Below are 18,624 nucleotides of genomic sequence, written 5' to 3'. Positions count from 1 at the left end.
CAAAGCCTAGGGCTTGATCCCGTAGCGGCCGAAGCGTTCGTCGATCCGCGGCTCGATCATCCGCGCGGCGGCGAGATAGGCGTCGGCATCCTTGGCCTTGGTCCGCTTGGCGATCACCCCGCGCATGTAGAGGCTGGCGGCTTGTTCGGGACTCGCCTGCAGCGCCACATCGAGATCGGCCTGCGCCGCGTCGAGCTTGCCCATGCGGAAATAGACCATGGCGCGGCTGTCGATGATCGCGGCGGCGCTGCTGCTCAGTTCGACGGCGCTGGTGCAATCCTGCAGCGCCTGGTCGATCGCGACATTGTGCGTCGCGCGGATCCAGCAGCGGCTGTTGAGCAGCGCGGCGTTGCGCGGGGCGGCGGCGATCGACTCGTCGAGCACGGCGACGGCCTGATCGACCTTCCCCGCCTCGGCGAGCATATCCGCGAGCTGCATCTGCCAGCCGATTCTCTTCTCGCCGCCCTGCTCCACGCGCATCACGATAAGCCCGAGCGCCTCTTCGAGCTGCCCCTTGTCGCGCTTGAGCGTGGCGAGGAACGCCGTGGCGCCGTCCGAATCGGGTTCCAGGTCCAGCGCGGCCTGTACATCCGCCAGCGCCTTGTCGTCCTGGCGCAGCGCGTAATAGGCCTGGGCCCGGCGCAAGAGAGTGTCGGCGGTGGGCGCGAGCTCGATCGCCTTGCTGAGATCGGCAATCGCGCCCTCACGCTCATAGAGCGTCTCGTAGAACCAGGCGCGGTTGGTGTAATTGTCGGGATCGTCGGGGGTGGCGGCGATCGCCTTGGCATAGGCCTCGAAGATCGGCTTGAGCCGGATGCCCTGCTTCGCGGCGGTGACCGCTGCCCAGCGCGGCGGAAGGTCGACAGGGGCGACCAGCCGCAGCGGGTTCGCCTTGACCCGCGCCACCTCGGCGCGTGCCGCCGGGATCTGGGCGGCGGGCACTTCCTCCAGCCCGGTGGTGGTGCGGTCCTGCAGCGACAGCACGCCGTCGGCCAGCGTCACCTTGCGCGCCAGCTGCATGCCCGCCACCGCTGCGGGCAGGGTCTGCTGGCCTTCCAGCGTGAAGCCGGTGCCGCCGTTGGGCAGCTGCCAGCGCCGCTCGACCCACACGTCGCCCAGCGCGCCGCTGGTCGCGGGAATCGTCTTCCACGCCGTCCGCGCGCGATTGGGCGCGAAGTTCAGCGACGCCGCCGTGGTATCCAAAGTCTCGCGGAACCGGCCGCGATCGAAGCTCCAGTCCTGATAGGCGACGCCTGCCGCGCTGACCGTCACGGTACCGCTGGCGGCGTCGTCCTCCATCTTCTGGTCGTAGCTGCTGTGATTGCCGATCACCGCGCTGATCTGCGGATCGAGGAAGGCGGTGAGCTTGTCCTTGTCGATCTGCGAGCGGGCGCCGCGCAGCGCCTCTGCCATCGCCCCGCTATAGACGATCTTGATCGTGTAGAGCTGGGGGAATTCGATACCCGCGGTGGCGTCGAGCGTCACCGAAACCTGCTGCGCCGGGCGCGCCGGCGGCCGCATCGGCATCGCCTCCAGCCCGGCCCCGGCGGTGCGGATCGGCAGCGCGGTCTTGAACGGCGGCACGTCGTCGAGATCCTCGGCGCGCGAGCCGCCCTGGGTGCCGTCCAGCCACAGCGTCTTCCCCGCGATCGTCCCGCGCACGATCACATGGTCGAACGCGCCCGGCGAGGGCAGCCGCGACTCCACGAGGTCACCCAGCCCGCTGCTCACCAGCGCCGGCTCGGCCTCGATGTCGAGCGCGCGGAGCAGCGCGACGAGCAGCAGCGTCTTGGCCTTGCAGTCGCCATAGCGCAGCGACCAGGTATCCGCCGGGGTCTGCGGCCGGTAATTGCCATTGTCCATGCCGCGGAACAGGTAGCGGACCTGGTCCTGCACCAGCCGCAGCGCCATCGCGGCGCGAGTGCGCGGGTCCTTGCTCGCGGCGGCAATGCGCGCGACTTCGGCCGCGAGCGGGCTGCCCGCGGCAATCGCGCCCTCGCTGCGATAATAAGGCGCCATGCCGCGCGAGATCGCCGCCCAGTCGGGATAGCTGCTCAGCTCGAGCATCGGCAGCGGCTTGTACCGCGCCGGCGCGTCGTCGGGCAGTTCCGCGGGCTTGGCCGCGGGCAGCGGCAGGACAAGCTCGCGATAGCCGCCGGCAATCAGCTTGGCTTCCGCCTTGCTGCGCTCCGCCGATCCGGCCACGCCGCCCGAATAGTCGCGCCACGCCAGCGGCACGCCGTCCTTCCACAGCACCCGCGCCCGGCCGAAGCCGAGCTTGGTCGGCGACGGCACCATCGGCACCACGCTCATCATCTCCTTGCCGAGCACCGGGTCCTTGCGGGTGATCGAAAAGGCGACGTCGATCACGTCGCCGACGCGCAGCCCCTCCAGCGCTACCGTGGCGGTGAGCATGCCGTCGAGCGACGCCTGTTCCAGCTTCTGCTCGCGCTGGAGCACGTTGAAGCGGGTGCCCTTGGCGAGCAGGTCCACCCGCTCGCCCTTGCGCAGGATCTGCAGCTTATGGATGATCAGGTCGCCCTTGGCGGGATCCCATTGCAGCGGCAGCGTGCCGCTCTGGGTGAGCATCTGCGGCGACGCGATGCGGATCGCGCTCTCCAGATAGATCGCGACCTGGCCGTCCTCCAGCCGCTGCTGCTGGTCGAAGATCTGCAGCACGGGCGCGGCATCGTCGAGCTTGGCGGTATCCACCGCCGGTGCGGCGAGCACCCAGGCCGGTGCTGGCTGATAGAGCGGTTTGTCCCCGGCATGCGCCACCCCGGCCGTGGACAACAACACGGCCACCAACACTCTACGCCCCCGCATGCAACTCCCCCTCAAATCAAGGGCAGACAGTAGCGCATGCGCAACGACGCTCAAGTGCCCGTCCCGCACGACGAAGCGTTCTGCTATCGGCTGTGGTAGAAGTCGTACACCTGCTGCGCGACCCCCGCCGAGACGCCGGGCGCCTTTTGCAGATCCTCCAGGCTGGCGTTGCGCACCGCGCGCCCCGTGCCGAAGTGCATCAGCAGCGCCTTCTTCCGCGCCGGGCCGATGCCGGGCACCTCGTCGAGCGGGCTCGCGCCGATCGCCTTGGCGCGCTTGTCGCGGTGCGCGCCGATGACGAAGCGGTGGACCTCGTCGCGCAGCCGCTGGAGGTAGAAGAGCAACGGCGCGTTGACCGGCAGCATCCGCTCGCTGCCGTCCATCAGGTGGAACACCTCGCGGCCATCGCGGCCATGGTGCGGGCCCTTGGCGACGCCGACCATGCAGACATCCTCGATGCCCATTTCCTCCAGCACCGCGCGGGCGGCGTTGAGCTGGCCGCGGCCGCCGTCGAGCAGCACCAGGTCCGGCCAGTCGCCCTGGCTGCGATCGGGGTCCTCGTCCTGCGCGCGGGCGAAGCGGCGACTGAGCACCTCGCGCATCATCCCGTAATCGTCGCCGGCGATGGTCTCGGGGCGCTTGATGTTGAACTTGCGATACTGGCTCTTGCGGAAGCCCTCCGGCCCCGCGACGATCATCGCGCCCACCGCATTGGTGCCCTGGATATGGCTGTTGTCGTAGACCTCAATCCGGTTCGGCGGCTCGGGCAGGTCGAACAGGTCGGCCATCTCGCGGAGCAGCTTCGCCTGCGTCGTGCTCTCGGCGAGGCGGCGGTCGAGCGCTTCCTCGGCATTGCGCTTGGCCTGGTCGAGCAGCCGGCGGCGGGTGCCGCGCTGGGGGACCGACAGCGCCACCTTGTGCCCGGCGCGCTCGCTCATCGCCTCGGCGAGCAGCTCGGCCTCGGGGAGCTCGCGGTCGACGAACACGTTCCGCGCGGGCGGCACTTCCTCGTAGAACTGCATCAGGAAGGCGGCGAGCACCTCGTCCTCGGGCACCTCCTGGGTGTGGCTCGGGAAGAAGCTGCGATGGCCCCAATTCTGGCCGCCGCGGATGAAGAAGGCCTCGATGCCGATCACGCCGGACTTGCACGCTTGGGCGAAGATGTCGGCATCGCCGACGCCCTCGGCGTTGATCGCCTGGCTGCCCTGGATGAAGGTGAGCGCCTTCAGCCGGTCGCGCAGGATCGCGGCCAGCTCGAAATCGAGATTTTCCGCCGCCACCTGCATCTGCTCGCCCAGCTTGGCCTGGACCTTGGTCGACTTGCCCTGGAGGAAGTCGCGGGCGTCGTTGACCAGATCGGCATAGCCGTCCTGATCGATCCGGCCGACGCACGGCGCCGAGCAGCGGCGGATCTGGTAGAGCAGGCAGGGCCGGTCGCGATTGGCGAAAAAGCTGTCGGTGCAGCTGCGCAGCAGGAACAGCTTCTGCAGCGCGTTGAGCGTCTTGCGCACCTGCCCGGCGCCGGCGAACGGCCCGAAATAATCGCCCTTGGCCCGCCTTGCTCCACGATGCAGCTGGACGCGGGCAAAGTCGTGATCCTGGCGCAGCAGGATGAACGGGAACGACTTATCGTCGCGCAGCAGCACATTGTATGGCGGCCGGTAGCGCTTGATCAGCTGCGCCTCGAGCAGCAGCGCCTCGGCCTCGTTGTTGGTCGTGACGATCGTCATCGAGCGGGTCTGCGCGACCATGCGCTGGAGCCGCTTCGACAGGCGGTTGACCTGGGTGTAGTTGGTCACCCGGTTTTTCAGCGCGCGCGCCTTGCCGACATAGAGCACGTCGCCGCGGGCATCCTGCATGCGATAGACGCCGGGACGAATCGGCAACGTCTGCAACACGTTGCGGATCGCGGCCACGCCCGCTTCCAGATCCGGCGTCTCGGCACCGCGGACCGCGAAGGTGGCCTTTTCCTCGTTGAATCGATCGGGGGAATTGGGGTCGTTCATTGCCGCCGATGTAGGCGCGGCGGCCACGAATTGCCACGCGCACGAACAGGAAAGGAAAAGGGTTCGCAGGAAAGGAAAAGGGCCGGCGCGTCCCCCGCACCGGCCCCTCCCCCTCTAAACGGCCTGGCGCTCAGAAGCGCAGGCTGATCGCCGCATTGCCCGAATGCGCATCCGCATGGCCGAGGCCGGTATAGCGGTAGCGCAGGTCGACCGAGACGCCGCCGGTCAGGTTGGCGCTCAGGCCCGCTTCGGCGCGGAGCTGGGTGTCGCCGACCGAGACCGAGCGGGTATCGATCCGCGCGCCGACCAGCCGTGCCTGCAGCGACGTGCGGTTGTCGCCGAGCTGCTGCACCGCCATCGCCGAGACGAACGGACGGACCATGCTGCCCACCGCACCGTCGACGCGGACGCCGGCGCGGCCGGTCCAGCCAGTGCGGCCTTCGCCGTCGAAGCGCAGCGCGGCGCTGCCACCGGTCTCGCCGAACGCATCGCGCTCGACGCGGTCATAGGCAATGCCCGCCACCGGGGTGACGCCCAGCGCGCCCAGATCGAAGCGGTGGCCCGCCTCGATGTCCGCGCCGAAGGAGAAGCCCTTGCCGTCGCCCTTCAGCGCCTCGACGCCGCCGCCCATCTGCACGTTGCGGCGGACGGTATAGTCGTCGACGTTGAAGTCGATCACGCCCGTCACATAGTCCGGGCCCTTGGTCCAAACGCCGTAGAGCGCGCCGCCATAGCCCTTGACCTTGGCGGTACCGAGCGCGGTGGCGCGGGTATCGACATCCTTGTAGGTGGCGGCGACACCGAGCACGAGATTGTTGGTCGCCTGGTGGTCGACGCCCAGCGTGTAGCCATAGCTGGTGGCGCGATAGCCGTTGCCGGTGGCGTCTCCGTCGACATCGATCCGCTGGGCGTTGAACGCGCCCCACAGGCCGGTCTTGCGGGCACCCTCGCCGGCCACCGTGCCGCGGCTGCGGACGCGCTGGACCATCGTGTCGCGCACCGCCTGGTTCGCCTGGAGCTGCGCTTCGATCGCATCGGCATGCAGGCCGCCGGCAAGCTGCTGGAAGCTGGTGCCGATCGCGCCGCCCGGGAGGGTAGCGAGATTAGCGAACAGCGCCCCCGTGACACCCGCGGTGCGCACGCCGGCCGCCGGACGCGCCGCATCGAGCGCGGTCGCCGCGGCGACGGCGTTCGAGCCTGCGCCGGTGGCGAGGTAGCGGGCGTAGCTGTCCGGCGTCACCGCCAGCAGGATCGCCTTGCTGCCATAGATCACGTCAAAGCGGGTGTTGGCGGCAAGACCTGCGCTCGGCTGGGTCAGCGCGGCGAAGCTGCCGGTCACGCCGCCCTCGGCGGTGACGATCTCGAAGGTCTGGCCCACGTTCGGCGTGAAGCTGTTGGTGGCATCGCCGGTGATCCCGCGCAGCTTCGGCGCCAGCGTGCCGGCGGCGGTGTAGACGCTGGTCGCGCCGGTGAGCACCAGCGTGTCGTAATGCCCCGCGCCGATGCCGGCGGTGATGCCGTCGACGTCGATCGAGAGCGTGCTGCCCGCGCCCTGGGTGACGCTGCCCGCCACGACCAGTCGACCCGGCGAGTTGCCCGGTGCCAGCGTGCCGGCAACCTGCATGTTGCCCTGGACGGTGCCGTTGCCGCGCGCGGTGCCCACCGCATCGACGAACACGTTGCCGGCGAAGGTCGAATCGAAGCTCATCGTGCCCTGCTGGACGCAGGCACCGATCGCGTTGGCCGCGTCGGACGCCAGCACCAGCGTGCCGCTGCCCTGCTTGATCAGGCAGTTGCCGCCCATGCTGCCGCCGGTGAGCCGCACCGTGCTCGCGCCGGTATCGATCACGCCGCCGCCGTCGCCGACCAGCACCGCCTGGGTGATGGTGAGGTTCGAGCCTGCCGTGAGCGTGCCGGCGTTCTGCAGGCGGATTGCGCCGCCGTTGCCGCCGATCGCGGCCTGATTGGCCGCGACGACCGTGCCCTGCGTGACGTCCAGCGTCATCCGCTGCGCGGTACCCGCCAGGGTGAGCGTGCCCGCGCCCGACTTCACCACCGTGCCCGAGCCGGTGAGATTGCCGGCAAAGGTGCCGCCAATCGCCTGGGCGAACTCGACGGTGCCGTTGTTGACGATCGCGCCCTGGAGCGAGCCGGTGTCACCGACCAGCTTGCCCGCTTCCACGGTGGTGCCGCCGGTGTAGCTGTTGGCACCGGTCAGGGTCAGCGTGCCGCTGCCGGACTTGATCAGCACACCCGTGCCGCTGACACGGCCGCCGAAGCTGCCGTCACCGCCCTGCGCGAACTCCACGACCGCATCGTTGACGATGCCGCCGGTCAGCGAGCCAGTGTCACCCACCAGCTTGCCCGCTTCCACGGTGGTGCCGCCGGTGTAGCTGTTGGCGCCGGTCAGGGTCAGCGTGCCGCTGCCGGACTTGATCAGCGCGCCCGTGCCGCTGACGCCCCCGCCGAAGCTGCCGTCACCGCCCTGCGCGAACTCGACGACCGCATCGTTGACGATGCCGCCGGTCAGCGAGCCGGTATCGCCGACCAGCTTGCCCGCCTCCACGGTGGTGCCGCCGGTGTAGCTGTTGGCGCCGGTCAGGGTTAGCGTGCCGCTGCCGCTCTTGATCAGCGCGCCCGTGCCGCTGACGCCCCCGCCGAAGCTGCCGTCACCGCTCTGCGCGAACTCGACGACCGCATCGTTGACGATGCCGCCGGTCAGCGAGCTGGTGTCGCCCACCAGCTTGCCCGCCTCCACGGTGGTGCCGCCGGTATAGCTGTTGGCGCCGGTCAGGGTCAGCGTGCCCGTGCCGGTTTTGGTCAGACGGCCGTCGCCCGAGATGACGCCCGACAGCGTCGCGTTGGCAGCGGTGGTTTCGATCGTCCCGCCCGAGGAATCGACGGTGAGGTCGTTGCCCAGCGCCTGGTCCGCCCCGAAGGTGATCTTGCCGCCAGAGAGCACCGGGTTGAAATTACCCGCCGCGACGTCGGCAGCGCTCACGCCGGTCGCGATGTTGGTGCGGCCGCCCGCCGCATCGGCGATCGCCTTGCTGATGTCGGTCCCGAAGATATAGGCATAGTCGATCACCGCCGAGTTGCCCGCCAGGAGCGACCCCAGGCTGAAGCCCAGGCCGATGGTGTTGTCGCCGTTGCCGACGTTGGTGCCGGCAAGATAGGATGCGGTGTCGCGCGTCCAGCCGGTCACCGCCGCGTTATGGGTGTAGCTCGAGCTGGCATACAGCCCGATCACATATTTGGAGACCAGCGCTTCGGCATAGACGAGGTCGTTGGCCGACACGGTGCTGTTGCCGCGATAATTGTTGGTGGCGCTGCTGTCACCGGCAGCGGCGACTGCGTCCGGATCGAGCGCGCGCGAGAAAGCGAGGTTGGTCAGGTCGCTCAGCGCCGTGATCGTCGTGCGGATGCCGACCTGCTGGCTGGTCCGGTTGAAGAAATAGTCGTTGGTGATCGAGAACAGGCTACCATAGGTGCCGGTCCACACCGCCCGCTGGTCATAGGTGCTGCCGCCATAGGCGATGCCGCTGTAGCTGGCGAGCGAGCCGCTGATCGCGGTACCACCGGCATTGTTGTTGATCGCCGTGGTCATGCCGTTCGCCGTGAGAACGAAGCCTTCGAACGGCGAACCCGGGGTCAGATAGTCATAGGCAGGATTGAAGGTGCCGGTACCCGAGCCGTCATAGAGGATGCCCGGCGTGGTGCCGCCGCCATAGCCCAGCGAACCAACGGTGCCGTTGATGCCGACCTTGATATAGTCGCCGGCCAGGATCGCCGACTGCGCTTGGGCCGCAACCGGCGCCATCAGGCCGAGCGATACGGCCGCGAGCGGCATCCCCAGCATGGTCGAAGCCGCGAGAATCGCGCGAACACGACGAACCTTCTGCGCGACGACACCCTGCGTCCGCGCACCTTCAAGAATATTCTGCATATCGCCCCTAAGCTACCAGCACATCTCGTGCGGCGGCCGGCGGCCCCTTCCACGCCGCTTCAAGGCACGCGCGCGCTCCCACGCCGCATCTGCGGCATGGCGCCTAGCCTATTGAATTGTCGTGGAATTGCCCCGGCAAGCCCCGCACTCTCCTTATAGGAGAGTTGCATGAGCTTCCGTCATTGACACGTAACTTTCGTGCCATCCGGCGTCCTCGGTGGTGCAGCGGAAACAGCAACCCCACCGCCGCCAACGCCGGGGACTCATGGTGCGGCGGCCTCGTTCTCCAGCCGGTCGGCCTCGGCCTCGATCCGCTGCATCGTCTGGTCCGCACGGACCTTCACATCGGTCGCGCGCGTGTGATCGCTCGCCGCGTGGCGCACTGCCACCACCGCCACAAACACAGCGAGCGCCAGTGCCACCAGGGCACCGGCGCTCAGCCAGCGATAGGATTTTTGTTCCGCCATCACCGCCCCATAGCATGGGCGGCGTGGCAGGCCAGCTCAGTTGAGCCGGCCCAGCCCGGCGATGGTCTTGTCGACCAGCGCCTTGTCGGCTTCGGCGCCATGCTTTTCCGCGATCACCGCGGCGGCGGCCATCGTGGCGGCATCGGCTGCCTTGGTGCGGATCGCCTGGATCGCGCTGCGCTCGGCAGCGGCGATCTTGTCCTCGGCCATGCGGGTGCGGCGGGCGATCAGCTCGGCCGCATCGGCCTCGGCCTTCGCCTGCATCGCAGCCGCTTCGACCTGGGCGTTGGCGACGACCGCCTTGGCATCCGCATCGGCGGACGCGGTGCGGGCCTTCGCCTCGGCGAGCATCGCCTCGGCTTCCGCGCGCAGCTTCGACGCTTCGTCGAGCTGGGTGCGGATCTTGGAAATCTGCTTGTCGAGCATGGTGCCGATCATGCTCGGCACCTTGTTCACCAGGATGATGATCACCACGACCAGCATCGAGAGCGCGACAAAGCCCGGGGCAGTGATCACGCCGAACACCGCCGGCTCATGATGGAGTTCCACGGTACCGACCTCGGCGTTTACGGAATGAGCTTGTTCAGCCATGGGCAAGCGCCGCCTTTACCTTCTGTTCGACGCTGACGCGGTCGACCGCGACGCCCGAGACACGGGCGACGATCGCCTCGACGGCCTCGACGGTCGCCGCTTCGATCTCGCCGATCGCTGCCCGCTCGCGCTCGGCGATCGAGCGGGTCGCATCCGCCAGCCGCGCTTCATCCGCCGCAGTGGCCGCCTTGAGCTTGGCTTCGGTGGCGGTCGCCGCCTGCGCCTTGGCGCCGGCGGTTACCCGCAGCGCCTCGGCACGGGCAGCGTCCAGCCCCGCCTGATAGGCCTCGTCCGCGGCCTTGGCGGCGTCGCGCGCCGCTTCGGCTGCCGCGAGGTCGCCGCTGATGCGGGCGGAGCGATCTTCCATCGTCCGCTCGATCTTCGGGACCATCGCCTTGCCGATCCCGAAGTAGATCAGGGCAAATACGATCGCGAGCCAGAAGACCTGCGAGGCGTAGATCTCCGGGATCTGATCTAACTGGGGCATCGGCCGAGGCCTCCGTTCTGCTTACTTGACGACGAAGAGGATCAGGATCGCGACGACGAACGCGATCAGGCCCAGCAGTTCCGACGCGGCGAAACCGATGAACAGGCGGCCCTGCTGGCCGTCAGCCGCCCCCGGGTTGCGCAGCGCGCCTTCGAGGAACGAACCGAACACGTTGCCCACGCCGAGCGCGGCGAGGCCGATACCGATCGCAGCCAGGCCGGCACCGATGTACATTGCACCAAGATCAGTCATGTCTAGCTCCCTAGATAATTCGGTAAAAACGATACTTCGAAACGGATCGACTTAGTGCAGGTGCACCGCGTCGTGGAGATACAGCGAGGTCAGCAGCGCGAACACATAGGCCTGGATCGCGCAGACCAGCAGCTCGAGCGCGCTGACGCCGACGATCATGCCGAAGCTCAGCACGCCGACCAGTCCGCCCAGCGGCGTGCCGCTGGTGAAGCCCTGGACGACGAAGCTGCCGAACACTTCGAGCAGGATGTGCCCCGCGGTCATCGCGACGAACAGTCGCAGGCCCAGCGAGAACGGACGCACCAGGAACGAGACCAGTTCGACCGGAATGATCACCGGCATCAGCCAGGCCGGCGCGCCGTGCGGCACGAACAGCGAGAAGAACTTGAAGCCGTGCTTGATCAGGCCGACCGCGAGGACGATGCCGAACGAGAAGAAGGCGAGCACCGCGGTGACGGTGATATGGCTGGTGACCGCGAAGGTGTGCAGCCCCGGCAGCACCGCCAGCGGCAGCACGCCGACCAGGTTCGCGAACAGGATGAAGAAGAACAGCGAGAAGATGTACGGCGCGAACTTCTTGCCGCCCTTGCCGATGTTCACATTCACCATCGAGTCGATGAACCCGACCGCGCCTTCCACCATCAGCTGCCATTTGCCGGGGATCAGCTTGCGCTGCATGCCGCCCACCATGAAGATGAACAGCAGCGCGGCGACCACCACCATGAACAGCGCCGAGTTGGTGAAGGAGATGTCATAGCCGAACAGATCAATATGGCGGCCCAGAATGGGCTCGACCTTGAACTGCTCCATCGGATCGATTTTGCCGGCGCTCACTCTGCGCGCTCCTTCGAAATCTTGTAGATGTTGCGAAACGCCACGATCACGCTGAGCACCAGCAGGATCAAGAGCCCCCAGGGGCTCGTTCCCAGCCAGCGATCCAGCGCGAAGCCGATCACCCCGCCGCCCAGCGGTGCGCCGATCAGTTCGGCGAGCACCCGCGAGCCCTGCTTATAGCCCTTTTCGGGCTTGCGCACCGGCGTCTGACCCTCGCGCACCGCCGCCTTCGCATCGGCGATGCGACGGTCGAGGTCGGAACGGATAGGGTCGTCAGACAAAGCGAGCACGGCGATCCAGATATGAAAAAGCCGCCACGCATCGGGCGGGCGACATTACAGCATCGCAAGCCGATGGCCGCGACGTGATGGCGCTTTAGGAAGACCAAACGACCGAGTCAACCGTTGCAGCATCCTGCGCTTCATTGCCGATTCATGCGCGGCCCCGGCCTTCGCATCCGCGGAAATCCGCCATTTGCGTCCGTTGCGGTGCAACAGCTTAGCGGATTGGCGGCGGCGATGCGGGCTATTCGTTCCGGCGGATTGCAGTGCCGCCGCCGCACCTGCATAGTCGCGGAGATGTCCGACGAGGCTCCCGACAACAGCGGCCACCGCGCAAGGCTGCGCCAGCGCCTGTTCGAAGGCGGGCCGGAGGCGCTACTCGACCACGAACTGGTCGAATATCTGCTGGCCCTCACCATCCCCCGCAAGGACACCAAGCCGCTCGCCAAGACGCTGCTCAAGGAATTCGGCGGGCTACCCGGCCTGCTCGCCGCCGATGCCGAGGCGATGCTGCGGATCGAGGGCATCAAGGACACCCAGGTCGCCGCCCTCAAGGCGGTGCACGCCGCCGCGCTGCGACTGCTCCAGGCACGGGTCCGCGAACAACCGGTGCTGGCCAACTGGCAGGCACTGCTCGACTATCTGCGCGCCGACATGGCCCCGCACGCGATCGAGCGGGTGCGCGTGCTCCACCTCAACACCCGCAACATGCTGATCCGCGACGAGCTGATGAACGAAGGCTCGATCGACGAGGCGCCGCTCTACGTCCGCCAGGTGATCGCCCGCGCGCTGCACCTGGGCTCGGCGGCGCTGATCCTGGTCCACAACCACCCCTCGGGCGACCCCAGCCCGAGCCGCGCCGATATCGACGTGACCCGCAAGGTCGCCGAGGCGGGCAAGCCGCTCGGCATCGTGGTGCACGATCACATCATCATCGGCAGCGAAGGCCATGTCAGCCTAAGGGCGAAGGGGCTGATCTAGGGGGCCTTGTAGGCAGCCGTGTGAGCGAACGCCCCGCTCCTAATGCCTGTGTGAAATGGTGAGCGGCCCCTGGAGAGCTTATTACCTTCGATCGCAAGGACGCGCACGGCCATCCAGCAAGCCGCTATTCCACCCCAGGGTTTTTGACGCACTGCCGCCCGCAGCGCCCGTCTGGATAGGTCTGGAATAGGTGGAAAAGCTGGAATTCGCAACGTCGTTCCTCCGGCGAGCAGGTTGCATCGGGCACTGCGCGGGAAGAAGCGATTCCGCCCCCGCCAGGGGGAGGTGGCAGGCCGAAGGCCTGGCGGAGGGGGAGGAAGCACGACGGTTCGAGAGGTTCTGGCATCCTCCCCCTCCGTCGCGCTGCGTGCGAAACCTCCCCCTGGCGGGGGAGGATATGGGAGAGTGCCCTTACTTCTTCCGCTTGAAGTCCACCGAAACGACGTTCGATCCGTCCTCGGCGGGCTTGGCCACCGGGCCGTCGCCGTCATTCTCGGCGTCGTCATGCTCGTGCGGCTCGGGGCCGTCGGGACCATCGGCCGCCTGGAAGCGGAGCTCGAAATTCACCGCCGGATCGTGGAAGCCGGTGATCGCCGCGAACGGGATCGTCAGGATCGACGGGATCTGGTTGAAGCTGAGCCCCACCGAGAATTTCCGGTCGTCCACCGTCAGGTCCCAGTAGCGATGCTGGAGGACGATGGTCATCTCGTCCGGGAACCGCTCCATCAGCCGCTGCGGGATGTCGACTCCCGGCGCCTGCGTCTTGAAGGTGATGTAGAAATGATGCGCGCCCGGCAGGCCGCCCGACTGCGCCACCGAGCCGAGCACGCGGCCCACTACGGCGCGCAGGGCTTCCTGCACGATCTCGTCATACGGAATCAAACTATCGGGCACGGTGGCATTCATGCCCCTTGGGTAGCGGATCGAAAATTACGGTCAAGATTGCATGCGTCGCTTGTGGCGTTATGTGCACCTGCATGCGCACCGCGACGATAAGCCGGAAGACCAGCGAAACCTCGATCGACGTCACCGTCAATCTCGACGGCACCGGCGTCTATACCATCCATACGGGCATCGGATTCTTCGATCACATGCTCGAGCAGCTGAGCCGTCACTCGCTGATCGACATGGACATCAAGACCGTGGGCGATCTCCATATCGACCAGCACCACACGGTGGAGGATACCGGGCTCGCGATCGGCGAGGCCATTGCCAAGGCGCTGGGCGACAAGAAGGGCATCCGCCGCTACGCCGACGCGCTGTCGCCGATGGACGAGACGCTGACCCGCGTCGCGATCGACATTTCCGGCCGCCCCTATCTCGTGTGGAAGACCGAATTCTCGCAGAAAAAGCTCGGCGAGATGGACACCGAGATGTTCGAGCACTGGTTCCACAGCTTCGCCCAGACCGCGGGGCTGACGCTGCACGTCGAGACGCTCTACGGCAGCAACAACCACCATATCGCCGAAGCCGCCTTCAAGGGCCTGGCCCGCGCGCTGCGCGAGGCGGTGGAGATCGATCCGCGCAAGGCGGATGCCATCCCGTCGACCAAGGGAGTGTTGTGATGATCCTCGTGCTGCTGACCTACAAGGTAGACATCGCCCAGATCGACGAACTGCGCCCCGCGCATGTCGACTGGCTCAAGCAGGCCGTGGCCGATGGCCGCCTGCTGGTGGCCGGCCGCAAGGTGCCGGTGACCGGCGGCTTCTTCATGGCGCGCGGCTCACTGGAGGAAGTGACGGCCTGGGCCGCGGGCGATCCCTTTGCCACTGCCGGCGCGGCGGAATATGAATTCATCGAAGTCGCCCCCGGCATCTTCGCACCGGGGCTGGAGTCTCTCGGCCAGTGACGGTCGCGCTGATCGATTACGGCGCGGGCAACCTCCATTCGGTGCACAATGCGCTGAAGGCGGCGGGTGCTGCCGACATCGCAGTGACGGCCGACCCGGCAGTGGTACTGCGCGCCGACCGCGTGGTGCTGCCCGGCGTCGGCGCGTTCGGCGCCTGCGCGGCGGGCCTGCGCGCGCTGCCCGGCATGATCGAGGCAATGGAAACCCGCGTGCTGCGCGATGCGGTGCCGTTCCTCGGCGTGTGCGTCGGCATGCAGCTGCTCGCGACCACGGGTGAGGAGCTGGGCAGCCATGCCGGGCTCGGCTGGATCCCCGGCACCGTTCGCCAGCTGCCCGCGAGCCCCGAGCTGCGCGTGCCGCACATGGGCTGGAACGATGTCGTCCCCACCGTCGACCACCCGCTGATCGAGCGCGGCGAGGCCTATTTCCTCCACAGCTTCGCCTTTGACGGCGACGCGGTGCTCGCCACCACCGAACATGGCGGCCCGGTGACCGCCGCGATCGGCCGCGACAATATCGTCGGCCTGCAGTTCCACCCGGAAAAGAGCCAGCGCTACGGCATCGCGCTGCTCGAACGATTCCTCGCCTGGAAGCCCTGAGATCCCCATGACCCTGCAAATCTTCCCCGCCATCGATCTCAAGGCCGGTCAGGTCGTTCGCCTGGCCGAAGGCGATATGGCGCGCGCCACGGTGTACGGCGACGACCCCGCCGCCCAGGCCGCGCTGTTCGCCGAGGCCGGTGCCGAATGGCTGCACGTCGTCGACCTCGACGGCGCCTTTGCAGGCGAATCGGTCAACGGCCTCGCCGTCGCCAACATCCTCGCGAAGACGCCTGCCAAGGTTCAGCTCGGCGGCGGCATCCGGAACCACGAATCGATCGCGCGCTGGCTCGACATGGGCGTTACCCGCGTCGTGATCGGCACCGCCGCGCTCGAGAACCCGGACCTCGTCCGCGAAGCCGCCCGCGCGCATCCCGGCCAGATCGTCGTCGCCGTCGACGCGCGCGACGGCATGGTCGCGACGCATGGCTGGGCCGATGTGTCGGACGTCAGCGTGGTCGATCTCGCCCGCCGCTTCGAGGATGCGGGGGTCGCCGCCCTCCTCTTCACCGATGTCGGCCGCGACGGGCTGCTCAAGGGGTGTAACGTCGAGGCGACCGTGGCGCTCGCCCGCGCCGTGTCGATCCCGGTGATCGCCAGCGGCGGCGTCACCGACATCCACGACATCCATGCGCTGCGCAGCCACGTGGAAGACGGCATCGAAGGCGTGATCTCGGGCCGCGCGCTCTATGACGGCCGGCTCGACCTGGCCGAGGCGATCGAGGCCGGGCGATGACCGTCCGCGCCCGCGTCATCCCCTGCCTCGACGTGGCGAACGGCCGCGTCGTCAAGGGCGTCAACTTCGTCGAGCTGCGCGACGCCGGCGATCCGGTCGAGCAGGCCCGCGCCTATGATGCGGCGGGCGCCGACGAGCTATGCTTCCTCGACATCACCGCCAGCCACGAGGCGCGCGGCACGATCCTCGACGTGGTGCGCCGCACCGCCGAGGTGTGCTTCATGCCGCTCACCGTCGGCGGCGGCGTGCGCAGCGTCGAGGATGCCCGCGCGCTGCTGCTGGCCGGCGCGGACAAGGTCGCGGTGAACAGCGCCGCGGTGTCGCGGCCGGAAGTGGTCGCCGAGATCGCCGACCGCATGGGCAGCCAGTGCGTCGTCGCCTCGGTCGACGCGCGGCGGACCGGCGACGGCCGCTGGGAGGTGTTCACCCATGGCGGCCGCCGCGAAACCGGCATCGACGCGGTGGAGCACGCACTGCGCCTCGCCCAACTGGGCGCGGGCGAGCTGCTCGTCACCTCGATGGACCGCGACGGCACCCGCGACGGCTATGACCTCGAGCTGATCCGGACCATCGCCGATCAGGTGACGGTGCCGGTGGTCGCCTCGGGCGGCGTCGGCGGGCTGGACGATCTCGTCGCGGGTATCCGCGACGGCCATGCCTCGGCGGTGCTGGCGGCGTCGATCTTCCACTTCGGTCAGGCGACGATCGCCGAGGCGCATGCCGCGCTGGCGGCAGCGGGGATATCAGTTCGCGGGTAGGTGTGCTTTACAAGCAGATTACGTTCATCTCTGCTGCCTGCTACAGCACCAGCGCACGATCATTCTACTACCGAGCAAGATCATATGAATGACTTGGAAGTGCCGCCTTCGAGGCCTCGGGCATCAATAAAGAACAATCCAGAGTTTATGTTGATTGAAACGTACTCTGGCTTTCGCTTGGGCTGGGCCGATCCCGAGGGGCAGCAAATATACCTTCCTCCTGACGCTTCCGCAGACTCGATCGGCTGCGCTTTGATCGCGGCATTAAGCGCAAGCAGAATTTTCACGGTGGACAATCGGCCCATCATCACCCGCGAGCAGCATGCTGAACGCTACGAAAGGTGGGTGGAAAACCTCATGCAGCGTTACGGTTACCGGACCCGCCGTGCAGCCTTCAAGTCCATGAAGAGTGTCTCTGCAGATGTTTATCATGGAAAACTGCACATCAGGCCTTCGAGACACGAGAAACTTGAAGCTTGGGGCCAATCCAAGAGCGATGGCTTTGAAGATGTCATACTCCCTTACCCTGATGGTGCGGACGCCATCGGCGAAGCGGTTCGTATCGCCCTAGAACGATGCCGCTGATCACGCATCACTGACCTACACCGCCGTCGGCCGGCTTAGCACATACCAGGCACACCCCAGCATCGCCGCCGCCACCCCGACCGCCAGCCACGGCCCCGGCCGCGCGCCCCAGGCGAACAGGCCGTAGCCGAGCGCCATGCCCGCGCACGCCATCGCCTTGCCCTTGCGGGGGATCGCGCCCTGTTCGCGCCACGCCACCAGCGTCGGCCCGAATCGCGGATGGTCGAGCAGCCAGGCCTCCAGCCGCGGCGAGGAGCGGGCGAAGCAGCCGGCGGCGAGGATCAGGAAGATCGTCGTCGGCATCAGCGGCAGCAGCGCGCCGATGAAGCCGAGGCCCACGAACACGAAGCCCAGCACCAGCCACAAGGGTCGCGACAGCCGCCCCTGCCCTGCCCCCGATTCGCGTTCCTGCACCATCGTCATCCTGCCCTGCTGCCGCGAATCGCTCGCAGTGACCATAAGGGAAGCACCGCAATCCCGCGCCCCAGGATTGACAGCGCCGCACCGCTCCCGCAGCCGGAAACCATGGCCGACCTTCTCGACACGCTCGAACAGACCATCCGCGACCGCCGCACCGGCGACCCTTCGACCAGCTATGTCGCCAAGCTCACCGCCCGCGGCCGCGCCAAGATCGCGCAGAAGCTGGGCGAGGAAGCCACCGAAGCGGTAATCGCCGCGATCCAGGACGATCACGACGAGGTGGTGAAGGAATCGGCGGACCTGATCTTCCATCTGCTCGTGCTGCTGGCGGACATGGGGCTGGGCCTCGACGACGTCCGCGCCGAGCTGGCGCGGCGCGAGGGTGTCTCCGGCATTGCCGAAAAGGCGGCGCGGGGGGCCTAGACACTTCCCTCCCCTCAATCCTCCCCTGTAAGGGGAGGTGGCAGGCCGCAGGCTTGACGGAGGGGTGTTCCCGCTGAGAGCGGGGACTTCGGGCTCGACCGGTTACATCCCTCCGTCGCGCTGCGCGCGCCACCTCCCCTTGCAGGGGAGGATTGAGGGAGCCACCAATGCCGATCGACGCCACCAAACCCTATGACGACCAGAACATCTTCGCCAAGATCCTGCGCGGCGAGATACCGGCGAAGAAGGTCTATGAGGACGACCACGCCCTCGCCTTCCACGACATCGCGCCCCAGGCGCCGCACCATATCCTGGTGATCCCCAAGGGCGCCTATGTGAGCTGGGACGATTTCTCGGCCCGCGCCTCCGACGCCGAGATTGCCGGGTTCATCCGCGCGGTCGGCAAGGTTGCCCGCGACGCCGGGTTCGTCGGGCCCGGTTACCGCCTGCTCGCCAATACCGGCCTCGACGCCGGCCAGGAGGTGCCGCACCTGCACGTCCATCTCTTCGCCGGCCACCCGCTCGGGCCGATGCTCGCGCGGTAATTGCGTGCGCACGCAACATTGTTTCGCGTCCGCACGCG

At 67.6% G+C, this 18,624-nt stretch carries 20 protein-coding genes; 9 read left to right on the top strand and 11 right to left on the bottom strand.

The window, feature by feature from the left end; all coding sequences use genetic code 11:
* Positions 1-6: 6 nt before the first annotated feature.
* The 9 genes from ACTJKY_RS06145 to ACTJKY_RS06105 all read right to left on the bottom strand — a co-directional run bounded on the left by ACTJKY_RS06145 (position 7) and on the right by ACTJKY_RS06105 (position 11,699).
* A complete protein-coding gene (locus ACTJKY_RS06145; protein WP_440844856.1) occupies positions 7-2,805 on the bottom strand; it encodes a DUF3857 domain-containing protein in 2,799 nt (932 codons plus the stop codon).
* Positions 2,806-2,909: 104 nt separating this feature from the next.
* A complete protein-coding gene (uvrC, locus tag ACTJKY_RS06140; protein ID WP_440844854.1) occupies positions 2,910-4,832 on the bottom strand; it encodes an excinuclease ABC subunit UvrC in 1,923 nt (640 codons plus the stop codon).
* Positions 4,833-4,962: 130 nt separating this feature from the next.
* Complete coding sequence (locus ACTJKY_RS06135; protein ID WP_440844852.1) at positions 4,963-8,778, bottom strand: autotransporter domain-containing protein; 3,816 nt, start codon at positions 8,776-8,778, stop codon at positions 4,963-4,965.
* Between the two features lie 263 nt (positions 8,779-9,041).
* Positions 9,042-9,245: a hypothetical protein gene (locus tag ACTJKY_RS06130; RefSeq protein ID WP_440844851.1), complete on the bottom strand. Its 204-nt coding sequence runs from the start codon at positions 9,243-9,245 to the stop codon at positions 9,042-9,044.
* 36 nt (positions 9,246-9,281) lie between these two features.
* Positions 9,282-9,836, bottom strand: a complete 555-nt coding sequence (locus ACTJKY_RS06125) for a F0F1 ATP synthase subunit B family protein (protein WP_440844850.1) — start codon at positions 9,834-9,836, stop codon at positions 9,282-9,284.
* Complete coding sequence (locus tag ACTJKY_RS06120) at positions 9,829-10,323, bottom strand: F0F1 ATP synthase subunit B family protein (protein ID WP_440844849.1); 495 nt, start codon at positions 10,321-10,323, stop codon at positions 9,829-9,831. The genes ACTJKY_RS06125 and ACTJKY_RS06120 overlap by 8 nt, the downstream gene beginning before the upstream one ends.
* A gap of 21 nt (positions 10,324-10,344) precedes the next feature.
* Positions 10,345-10,557, bottom strand: a complete 213-nt coding sequence (locus ACTJKY_RS06115; protein WP_010544368.1) for a F0F1 ATP synthase subunit C — start codon at positions 10,555-10,557, stop codon at positions 10,345-10,347.
* 69 nt (positions 10,558-10,626) lie between these two features.
* Positions 10,627-11,409: a F0F1 ATP synthase subunit A gene (locus ACTJKY_RS06110; RefSeq protein ID WP_440844848.1), complete on the bottom strand. Its 783-nt coding sequence runs from the start codon at positions 11,407-11,409 to the stop codon at positions 10,627-10,629.
* Positions 11,406-11,699 carry an AtpZ/AtpI family protein gene (locus tag ACTJKY_RS06105; protein ID WP_409530247.1) on the bottom strand — a complete coding sequence of 98 codons (294 nt, stop codon included), beginning with the start codon at positions 11,697-11,699 and terminating at the stop codon, positions 11,406-11,408. Before ACTJKY_RS06105 ends, ACTJKY_RS06110 begins: the two co-directional genes overlap by 4 nt.
* 288 nt (positions 11,700-11,987) lie before the next feature.
* Here ACTJKY_RS06105 and radC point away from each other — a divergent pair, with 288 nt between their 5' ends.
* A complete protein-coding gene (gene radC / locus ACTJKY_RS06100; RefSeq protein WP_440844847.1) occupies positions 11,988-12,671 on the top strand; it encodes a RadC family protein in 684 nt (227 codons plus the stop codon).
* Positions 12,672-13,082: 411 nt separating this feature from the next.
* Here radC and ACTJKY_RS06095 read toward each other — a convergent pair whose 3' ends face one another.
* Positions 13,083-13,577, bottom strand: coding sequence for an SspB family protein (locus ACTJKY_RS06095; protein WP_440844846.1), 495 nt, complete (start codon positions 13,575-13,577; stop codon positions 13,083-13,085).
* A 71-nt stretch (positions 13,578-13,648) separates the two neighbouring features.
* On the opposite strand from ACTJKY_RS06095, the gene hisB reads away from it, so the two are divergent.
* The 6 genes from hisB to ACTJKY_RS06065 all read left to right on the top strand — a co-directional run bounded on the left by hisB (position 13,649) and on the right by ACTJKY_RS06065 (position 17,198).
* Positions 13,649-14,236, top strand: a complete 588-nt coding sequence (gene hisB / locus ACTJKY_RS06090; protein ID WP_141988612.1) for an imidazoleglycerol-phosphate dehydratase HisB — start codon at positions 13,649-13,651, stop codon at positions 14,234-14,236.
* Entirely contained in the window at positions 14,236-14,520 is a 285-nt protein-coding gene (locus ACTJKY_RS06085; RefSeq protein ID WP_440844844.1) for a YciI family protein, read from the top strand. Before hisB ends, ACTJKY_RS06085 begins: the two co-directional genes overlap by 1 nt.
* Entirely contained in the window at positions 14,517-15,119 is a 603-nt protein-coding gene (gene hisH, locus ACTJKY_RS06080) for an imidazole glycerol phosphate synthase subunit HisH (RefSeq protein ID WP_440844843.1), read from the top strand. The genes ACTJKY_RS06085 and hisH overlap by 4 nt, the downstream gene beginning before the upstream one ends.
* Before the next feature lie 7 nt (positions 15,120-15,126).
* Positions 15,127-15,855 carry a 1-(5-phosphoribosyl)-5-[(5-phosphoribosylamino)methylideneamino]imidazole-4-carboxamide isomerase gene (hisA, locus tag ACTJKY_RS06075; protein ID WP_440844842.1) on the top strand — a complete coding sequence of 243 codons (729 nt, stop codon included), beginning with the start codon at positions 15,127-15,129 and terminating at the stop codon, positions 15,853-15,855.
* Positions 15,852-16,613 carry an imidazole glycerol phosphate synthase subunit HisF gene (hisF, locus tag ACTJKY_RS06070; RefSeq protein WP_440844841.1) on the top strand — a complete coding sequence of 254 codons (762 nt, stop codon included), beginning with the start codon at positions 15,852-15,854 and terminating at the stop codon, positions 16,611-16,613. The genes hisA and hisF overlap by 4 nt, the downstream gene beginning before the upstream one ends.
* 84 nt (positions 16,614-16,697) lie before the next feature.
* Positions 16,698-17,198 (top strand): contact-dependent growth inhibition system immunity protein, encoded by a 501-nt coding sequence (locus tag ACTJKY_RS06065; RefSeq protein ID WP_440844839.1) that lies wholly within the window; start codon positions 16,698-16,700, stop codon positions 17,196-17,198.
* 15 nt (positions 17,199-17,213) lie between these two features.
* On the opposite strand, the gene ACTJKY_RS06060 is transcribed toward ACTJKY_RS06065, so the two are convergent.
* On the bottom strand, positions 17,214-17,615 hold the full coding sequence (locus ACTJKY_RS06060) for a YbaN family protein (RefSeq protein ID WP_121079154.1): 402 nt from the start codon (positions 17,613-17,615) through the stop codon (positions 17,214-17,216).
* Between the two features lie 108 nt (positions 17,616-17,723).
* On the opposite strand from ACTJKY_RS06060, the gene ACTJKY_RS06055 reads away from it, so the two are divergent.
* Positions 17,724-18,041, top strand: coding sequence for a phosphoribosyl-ATP diphosphatase (locus tag ACTJKY_RS06055; protein ID WP_440844838.1), 318 nt, complete (start codon positions 17,724-17,726; stop codon positions 18,039-18,041).
* Between the two features lie 167 nt (positions 18,042-18,208).
* Complete coding sequence (locus ACTJKY_RS06050) at positions 18,209-18,586, top strand: histidine triad nucleotide-binding protein (protein ID WP_440844836.1); 378 nt, start codon at positions 18,209-18,211, stop codon at positions 18,584-18,586.
* Positions 18,587-18,624: the final 38 nt, after the last annotated feature.

This window comes from Sphingomonas sp. 22176, assembly GCF_052045505.1.
Taxonomy (GTDB): Bacteria; Pseudomonadota; Alphaproteobacteria; order Sphingomonadales; family Sphingomonadaceae; genus Sphingomonas.
The sequence above is the reverse complement of the archived record's forward strand: the minus strand, read 5'-3'. Positions and strand labels throughout refer to the sequence as shown.